This is a genomic window from Citreimonas sp., assembly GCF_042096055.1.
GTDB lineage: Bacteria > Pseudomonadota > Alphaproteobacteria > Rhodobacterales > Rhodobacteraceae > Citreimonas.
The window spans coordinates 1-2,632 of record NZ_JBELMH010000166.1; the positions used below are offsets into that span (position 1 = coordinate 1).

A 2,632-nucleotide genomic window follows, 5' to 3' on the forward strand; every position below is an offset into this window, starting at 1 on the left:
CGGAACAGGCCGTAATCGCCCTGCACCGCGGCAAATACGAAATACGACGACAGCGACAGCGCGATGGCGAAGAAGATCAGCACGCCGATCGCCGGTCTCGCCTTGCGGTTGGTCATTCTGCGTCACACCTCGGTCGCGCGCCTCTTGGCCGGGCGCTGATCAACAGGTGCCAGACCGCGCGGCCGGGTAAAAGCGATGACTGCGCGCCCGCCTCACCCGACCGTGCGACCGTGGCATTCCTGCACGGGTTCAGCCCTGGTCCAGTGCCGCCACCCCCGGCAGGGTCTTGCCCTCCATCCATTCCAGGAACGCGCCCCCGGCGGTCGAGACGTAGCTGAAATCGTCCGCCGCCCCCGCCTTGTTCAGCGCCGAGACCGTGTCGCCGCCGCCCGCGACCGAGACCAGCTTGCCTTCCGCGCTGCGCTCGGCCGCGTAGGCGGCGGCGGCGTTGGTCGCCGCGTCGAAGGGCGGAATCTCGAACGCGCCCAGCGGTCCGTTCCAGATCAGCGTCTTCGCCCGCTCGATCGCGCCCTTCACATGCGCCACGCTGTCGGGGCCGGCATCCAGGATCATCGCGTCGGCGGGACACTTCTCGACCGGGACGCACGCGCTCTCGGCGCCTTCCTTGAACTCGCGCGCCACCACCACGTCGCGCGGCAACAGCAGCTCGCAGCCCCGCGCGGCGGCCTTCTCGGCGATCTCGCGGGCGGTCTGCGCCATGTCGTGCTCGGCCAGCGACTTGCCGACGTCGATGCCCTGCGCGGCCAGGAACGTGTTCGCCATGCCGCCGCCGATCACCAGGATGTCGACCTTCTCGACCAGGTTCGACAGCAGGTCCAGCTTGGTCGAGACCTTGGCGCCGCCGACCACCGCCAGCACCGGGCGCTCGGGGTTGCCCAGCGCGCTGTCCAGCGCCTGCAGCTCGGCCTGCATCAGTCGGCCCGCGCAGGCCGGCAGCTTGCGCGCCAGCGCCTCGGTCGAGGCATGCGCCCGGTGCGCGGCCGAGAACGCGTCGTTGCAGTAGACGTCGCCCAGCTTGGCCATCTCGGTCGCCAGCGCGTCGTCGTTCTTCTCCTCGCCCGGGTGGAAGCGCGTGTTCTCCAGCAGCGCCACCTCGCCGTCGGCAAGATTGTCCACCACCGCCTGCGCGCCCGCGCCCACGCAATCGGCGGCGAAGACCACCCGCGCACCCAGCACGCGCTCCAGCGTCGGGATCAGCGGCTGCAGGCTCATGTCGTCGCGCCGCTCGCCCTTGGGGCGGCCGAAATGCGCCAGCAGCACCGGCTTGCCGCCGCGGTCCAGGATGTCCTGGACGGTGGCCGCGATCCGCTCGATCCGCGTGGCGTCGGTCACTTCGCCGTCGCGCACGGGCACGTTGATGTCGACCCGCGTCAGCACGCGCTTGCCGCGCAGGTCCATGTCGTCCAGCGTCTTCCAGGCCATCGGGGTGTCCTCTCTCTCGCGTTTCAAGCGCTCTGGCGGGTGTCTGCCGCGTCCCGCCCGCCTCGTCAACGGCCGCTTGGCATCCAGCCCGCCGGACATTAGGTGTGATCCGACACAGACAGGAGAGACCGATGGCCGAGATCAAGGACCCGGAAAACACGATTCTGCTCGAACTCAAGGACGGCACCGTCACGATCGAGCTGCTGCCCGACGTGGCCCCGCAGCACGCCGCGCGCATGAAGGAACTGGCCCGCGACGGCGCCTATGACGGCGTGGTCTTCCACCGCGTGATCGAGGGCTTCATGGCCCAGACCGGCGATGTCGAGCACGGCAACGCCGAAAGCGACGGCTTCAACATCCGCCGCGCCGGTACAGGCGGCTCGGACAAGCCCGACCTGCCGGCCGAATTCTCGAAGCTGCCGCACGACCGCGGCACGCTGGGGGCCGCGCGCAGCCAGAACCCGAACTCGGCCAACTCGCAGTTCTTCATCAACTTCAAGGACAACCACTTCCTCAACGGGCAGTACACGGTCTACGGCCGCGTGACCTCCGGCATGGAGCATGTCGACGCCATCACCCGCGGCGAGCCGCCCGCCAACCCCGACCGCATGATCTCCGTGAAGGTGGCCGCCGATGCGTAAACTTGCCCTGATCGCCCCGCTGGCGCTGCTGGCCACGCCCGCCTTCGCCGCCCAGCTCGAGATCGACGTCGCCGGCCAGGCCGACGGCACCGTGACCATCGATCTCTTCGAGGACGTGGCCCCCGGCCATGTCGAGCGCATCACCGAGCTCGCCGAGGAAGGCGCCTATGACGGCGTCGTCTTCCACCGCGTGATCGAGGGCTTCATGGCCCAGACCGGCGACGTGCAGTTCGGCGACGCGACCGCCGGCGATTTCGACATGCGCATGGCCGGCCGCGGCGCCTCGGACCTGCCCGACCTGCCGGCGGAATTCTCCGACCTGCCATTCGAGCGCGGCGTCGTCGGCATGGCCCGCGGGCAAAGCCCCGACAGCGCGAACTCGCAGTTCTTCATCATGTTCGAACCCGGCCCCTTCCTGAACGGCGAATACACCGTCGTGGGCGAGGTGACGGACGGCATGGACGTGGTCGACGCGATCAAGCGCGGCGACGGCCCCAACGGCGCCGTCACCGGAGAGCCCGACCGCATGACCGAGGTCCGCGTGACCG

The 2,632-nt window shown here is 69.6% G+C and carries 3 protein-coding genes and 1 pseudogene; 2 read left to right on the plus strand and 2 right to left on the minus strand.

All coding sequences use genetic code 11. From position 1 onward, the window contains the following. A pseudogene (locus tag ACFDTC_RS18035) lies at nucleotides 1–116 on the minus strand (septum formation initiator family protein); the annotation flags it as partial. A gap of 133 nt (nucleotides 117–249) precedes the next feature. Next, complete coding sequence (locus tag ACFDTC_RS18040) at nucleotides 250–1,443, minus strand: phosphoglycerate kinase (protein ID WP_375260260.1); 1,194 nt, start codon at nucleotides 1,441–1,443, stop codon at nucleotides 250–252. 131 nt (nucleotides 1,444–1,574) lie between these two features. Here ACFDTC_RS18040 and ACFDTC_RS18045 point away from each other — a divergent pair, with 131 nt between their 5' ends. Further along, nucleotides 1,575–2,084, plus strand: coding sequence for a peptidylprolyl isomerase (locus tag ACFDTC_RS18045; protein WP_375260261.1), 510 nt, complete (start codon nucleotides 1,575–1,577; stop codon nucleotides 2,082–2,084). Then, a partial coding sequence (locus ACFDTC_RS18050; RefSeq protein WP_375260262.1) for a peptidylprolyl isomerase occupies nucleotides 2,077–2,632 on the plus strand: 556 nt, incomplete at its 3' end. The genes ACFDTC_RS18045 and ACFDTC_RS18050, both read left to right, overlap by 8 nt.